This window comes from Bacillus sanguinis (assembly GCF_018332475.1).
Taxonomy (GTDB): domain Bacteria; phylum Bacillota; class Bacilli; order Bacillales; family Bacillaceae_G; genus Bacillus_A; species Bacillus_A sanguinis.
In genome coordinates, this window is sequence record NZ_BOQB01000346.1 from 1 (window position 1) to 5,633 (window position 5,633).

4 protein-coding genes and 1 other annotated feature are annotated in these 5,633 nt (G+C 33.5%); all 4 genes read right to left on the reverse strand.

Annotation, left to right across the window (positions count from 1 at the left end; genetic code table 11):
* The coding region (locus KI369_RS25710) for a GNAT family N-acetyltransferase (protein WP_212958226.1) at nt 1-510 on the reverse strand (510 nt) is incomplete at its 3' end.
* A 4-nt stretch (nt 511-514) separates the two neighbouring features.
* Nucleotides 515-1,537, reverse strand: a complete 1,023-nt coding sequence (locus KI369_RS25715; RefSeq protein WP_212958228.1) for a serine hydrolase domain-containing protein — start codon at nt 1,535-1,537, stop codon at nt 515-517.
* 104 nt (nt 1,538-1,641) lie between these two features.
* Nucleotides 1,642-2,880 carry an MFS transporter gene (locus tag KI369_RS25720; RefSeq protein ID WP_212958230.1) on the reverse strand — a complete coding sequence of 413 codons (1,239 nt, stop codon included), beginning with the start codon at nt 2,878-2,880 and terminating at the stop codon, nt 1,642-1,644.
* 65 nt (nt 2,881-2,945) lie between these two features.
* Nucleotides 2,946-3,204: a binding site (T-box leader), on the reverse strand.
* A 173-nt stretch (nt 3,205-3,377) separates the two neighbouring features.
* Complete coding sequence (locus KI369_RS25725) at nt 3,378-5,516, reverse strand: penicillin-binding protein (protein ID WP_212958232.1); 2,139 nt, start codon at nt 5,514-5,516, stop codon at nt 3,378-3,380.
* Nucleotides 5,517-5,633: the final 117 nt, after the last annotated feature.

Consider the following 5,633-nt stretch of genomic DNA (forward strand, 5'->3'; position numbering starts at 1 on the left):
ATGAGCAAATGTTTGAACTGGATATAACTGATCTATATTACTTTTTATTCCACCTTTTATCTCATCTGTATGATTGGAATATACATGTAAATATGAATCTATGTTTACAAATCCGTTATTTTCGTACCATCCATGTACCCATAGGTCGTCCCTAGTCCAGGCTTCCAGGCGGTTTAGGTTAAGTTCTTTTGCTAACTTTTCTGCTTCATTTAATAGTTGATTACCAATCTTCATTCTACGGAAATCCGGATGAACTGCAATATGCCAAATCATACCACCAAGACCAGTTCCTCTTGAACAAACTGTACGTTCTTCTAATTCATATTCGATATCTATTAAACCTACAATTTGATTTTCATATACAGCTACTAGTTCTATAGCCGGATGTTCATATTTTTCCTTTTCTCTAAATACATTATCGTAATAAACTGTATCTAAAAAAGATAACACACGGCAACGTACCCAACCAGTTTCATCCTCTTTTTTATACGCTCTAATTTCTATATCCATATAATTAAAAAGCTCCTTCTATTTCTTTCATTAATTTTTCGGGTCCCGCCCCTTTATTTGACGGAATAACTAATGTAATTCCTAAGTCTGGATATACGGCTGAGCGAAAACTGACGCCTGGATCATATCCCATTACATGATATTTAAATACCTTGTTTTCTCTTGTTTCAATCCATACTCCATAGCCGTAAGACTGATTCTTATTTACTTGAATGTGAGGAGTTAAAAGTATTTTTGTATATTCTCGGCTTATGATTTCATTGTTAAATAACGCTTCCCAAAACTTCAGCATGTCTGGCGCAGTAATAAAAGCTCCACCATCAGAACCTCCTATTATGGGTATAGAGTAGACATTTGTTCTCCAATTTTGGTTTATTTCATTTTTTATATAACCGAGAGCTGTCTGTCTTGGTAATCTATCTAATGAGAAATAGCCAGAATCATTCATACCAATTGGATTAAAAATGTTTTTTTCTATATACTCCGTAAATTTAAGTCCTGTCTGTTCTTCGATTATTAATCCAAGTATGATAAACCCAGCATTGTTGTAGTGAAACTTACTCCCTGGCGTAAACATCATATCTCTATTTTGAAATAATGGTAAAAAGTCTTTTAAACTTTTTAATAGATACATAGGAATTTGCTTCCAAAGATCTTCGAAGTTATCCATAACACTTTCATCAAAATAATCCGGAATACCCGAACTATGCGTCAAAAGATGATGTATTGTAATCTCTTCATTAAAGTTTGGAAAATTAATACGTAAACACTCTTTTAACTTTGTCTGAAAAGTAATTACACCTTTTTCAACAAGTTGACAGATACCGATAGCAGTGAATATTTTACAACCGGAGGCAATTCCAAACTTTGTTTGTAGCGTATTGTTTATACATTCATTTCGATTTGCGTAACCAAACGCCTCTTCATAGGCTATGCCTTTTTCTTCTTTCACTAAAATTACCCCAGAGAAATCTATTTGCCGATGCATTTCTCTTACAATGTTGTCTATTTGATCTTTTGTTTTCATTACAAAAACCACCCTCGTTTATCAATATTGTTCACCCTTCTTATATTTCCATATATAGGAGGGTGAAACCTCCTATTGAATACCTTAAATCAAAACCAAGAGAACTATTTTGAATTGATTGACTCAGAGGAATGCGCCTTAGACTGTGTTGGCAAAAAAGTAAATACACACAATATGATAGTTATAAGTAGCATTACGAATGATCCTACAATAACGACAAGTTGTATAGAAATAAATTGAGTTGCAACTCCGAACAATATCGTAATTAAAATGGTGATGCCCGCAATCACAAGCTCATATATACTCCCAATCCGTCCCATCATATGGACAGGGACATTATTTTGATAAAAGGTGTTAAATCCTGTATTTGCATACGCCATAGAGAAAGATAAAATAAAGAATCCAATAGTAGCCATTAAAAACTCATTTGAAAAAGCATAAATTAAATAACCGATTGCGATGAATAATGATCCTATTCCAATTAAAAATAAAGGTGTTAATTTTTTTGATAAAATTGTATTTGTAATGGCTCCTAAAATAAACCCAGCTCCAGCGATACTAACTAAAAAGCCATATTCACTATCTGTTAACAATAAAACTTCTTTTGCAAATGACAATTCAAGTGAATCAGTTGCGGCCACTAAAACCATCATTCCTTGAAATAAGAAGTATACAAAAACGATATATAAAGATTTTTTACTGAAATTTAAAACGATGTTCCAATCTTTTTTTAGTACAGCTAAAGATAACTTATCGTTTGACATAGTAATATCGAATTTTTTATCAAGATTAGGTAGTAGCAATGTAATTACTCCTGATAAGAGAAATGCTATAGCATTCATATATATAGCAAACTCTGGTGTACTTGCTATTAACAATACGCCTGCTATCGCTGGACCAATTAAAAATGCACCGGATCCAATTAAACTACGTAATGAGTTGAAGCGTTGTCTTTTCTCTACTGGTATTAATTTCGCCATATATGTCATAGCAGTTGGCTCATAAATCGCACTGGCCATACTTATAAAGAATACGAATACATACACAATCCAAAGTGATGGAAGTAAAGGTAAAATAGCGATAAATACCGCACGATATATATCGAGGTGAATCATTAACTTCCGTTTATTTAAACGATCAATCATACTTCCTGACCAAGCGTTTGTAAATAAAGCGGCTAATGGTTGAATTACATATAAAGTAGCAACAGCTAAGGCTGAACCACCCATATTATAGACAAGTACATTCAGTGCTATTAAGTAAATCCACGCCCCTAAATTTGCAATACCAACGCCAGACAGTAGTAATAAAGGATATTTCCAATCTTTAAGTAAGTTTTTCATTATAGGCCCCCGCTTTCCAAATTGTTTTAAAACAATAAAAAAATCCCACCCCCAAGACTTTTAGCCTTAGGGACGAGATTTATCATCGCGGTGCCACCCTAGTTTGTTAATATGTCGCCATATTAACCTTATCAGGTACTGCATTGTAATTCATGCTTATACCATAGCTCTATAACGGGAGCTCCCGTCACACCACCCCCTAATAAAAGGTTCCGATGCGCTGCTCAGAGGCTTGATTCAATAAAGAATTTTTACTCCTTTTCAGCTAAGTGGAGCTCTCTGTAAAAAATTCATTTTATTTACTCTTCTCTTCACTGCATTTAATTTTTTCCATATTATCACAGAAATATTTAACTGTAAATAAGAAATAATCAGATATTTAACGAAACATTACTACTATTTTTTTATTTATTATTTTTTCTAAAAATTACGGTGCGTGAAATTACTTAAATCTATAAGAAAAGAGCCTATTTTATTTAGACCCTTTACTTTACGAGTTAATTTGTATTCGCCTCTGTTAACGGTTGTAAAGGTGGTTCTAAGTTCAGTTCTAATGCATCGCCTTCTTGTATATCTTGTCCCTTTTCAATGCTTTGACTCGTTACATAGCCCGTACCTGTAGTTTTTAAATCTAATTTTAATAGCTTAGAGAAATACATAACATCACGCATGGACCACCCTTGTAAATTAGGCATTTTTGCGTTGTTTCCTAATAAAAATATACGATCTCCTTCACTCATTACTTCACCAGACTGCGGATATTGTTTTTTTATTTTTCCTTCTCCTAATATTATCGGTTGGAGCCTCTCTTTTTTCACACTATTCTCTACTGTATCCATTGATTGATTGACATAATTTTGTACTTTTAATTGGGATCGCTTCGTTGCATCTGCCATTTGTTTCTCTGTATATGGCTTCACCTTTAAATATTCAAGGCTATTTTTCATAACTGGTTTAAATATTTCAGCAAGTGGCTGAGCTCCATACTCATCTCCCTTTAACTTTGGCTGCTTAATAGCTAAGTATACAATTAACTCTGGGTCATCAATCGGAGCCATTCCTAAAAATGAAAAAATAAAATTTTCTTTCCCTTCCATATAACGTCCATTTTCAGGATTCGGAATTTGTGCTGTTCCTGTCTTACCGCCTATTGGATAACCATCGACTTTATACATAGTACCGGTACCTTTTGAAGACGTAATAACACGCTCCATTAAGTCTCTTACCTTGTCCGCAGTCTCTTTTTTTATCGGATTTCCAGTTTCTTTCGGTTGATTTTCCATAATAACTTGTTTGTTTGTTGGATTTACAACTTTGTCAACGATATATGGTTGCATCATTTTCCCGTCATTAGCTATAGCAGTAGCTGCTTGAATTAATTGAATCGGAGTTACTGTAGAACCTTGCCCAAAAGAAGTTGTAACTTGTTGAATTTGTGTATTTAATAATAAAGTATTTTTACTTTCACCAGGTAAATCTATACCGGTTTTTTGGTTGAATCCAAATTTATTCATATATTGCTTAAATTTATCCGGTTTCAATAACTGATCTTCTAAAATAGAAAAAGCTACATTTGATGATCTTTCAAAACCCTCATCAAATGTAATAGATCCCCATCCAAATCCACCATTATGATCTTTAATATCAGATGAACCAACGGAATATTTTCCGGATTGGAAATATTCTTTTCCGTTATATACACCTTCATTAATTGCAGCAGCTAGCGTAAATATTTTCATTGTTGAACCTGGTTCGTATGCATTTGCGATTGGATCATTTAAAAAATATTCGATATCGCCTTTATTAGGATTAAAACTAGGTTTACTAGACATTGCTAAAACTTTTCCAGTCTTTGGATCCGCTATAATCCCTAATAACATAGAAGGATCATAGTGTTCTTGCGCCTTATTTATCGCTTCCTCTAAAAAACTATTAATTTGTTTATCAAGCGTAAGATACACATTATTTCCATGTTTAGCGGGTTCTATTTTCCCTATATCATTTGTAAGTGGGATCCCTCTTGGTGCTCCCACATATTCTATTTTCCCATTTGTCGAGCGCAAATATTTATCCAGACTCTTTTCAAGTCCAAATTTCCCTTCTGTATCTCCTTTATCGTCTGGTCTAGCAAAACCAAGTATATAGGATGCAAAATCTTCATTTGGATATACTCTTGCTTTCTCTGACATAAAGGATACACCTGGAATTTTTAAATTTTTAATTTGTTCTTTCTTTTCTCTAGATAAATTCCGGCCAACTTTTCCAATTTCAACTTGCGTACGTCCCTCATGAAAATTTTTTAATACGTCCTCTTTATCAATTTCAAGTGCATCAGCTAATCGCCCTGCTGTTTCATCTTTATTTTTCACTTTATTTGTTCCTTTTAAATTCACAACAACACGATACGTTGTGGAATCTTGGACTAGCACTTTTCCAGCTTGATCATATATTGTGCCGCGATTCGCTTCCAAAACACCATTTTTATTATGTTGTTCATTCGCTAGATCTTTTACATTCACATTATGCAGCACTCCTACTGCCTGAATATAGAAAAAACGCAAAAGCATAATAAGAAACAAAACAATAAAAGCAACCATAAAATACCGCGCGCCTTTATTCGTTTGAAGTTTATGCATATTTATCTCCTTTCTTTCACAATTACTTACTGCAATGATGTGCTATAAATTATGTAGTTTTTGCTTTCAATACTATATGTTTCGAACTTTTCTTATTAATTCCTTTAAAACAATGTG

What these genes read in the sequence shown, in the direction of transcription:
- KI369_RS25715 (WP_212958228.1), bottom strand. Translation starts at nt 1,537, where the DNA reads ATGAAAACAAAAGATCAAATAGACAACATTGTAAGAGAAATGCATCGG.
- KI369_RS25720 (WP_212958230.1), bottom strand. Translation starts at nt 2,880, where the DNA reads ATGAAAAACTTACTTAAAGATTGGAAATATCCTTTATTACTACTGTCT.
- KI369_RS25725 (WP_212958232.1), bottom strand. Translation starts at nt 5,516, where the DNA reads ATGCATAAACTTCAAACGAATAAAGGCGCGCGGTATTTTATGGTTGCT.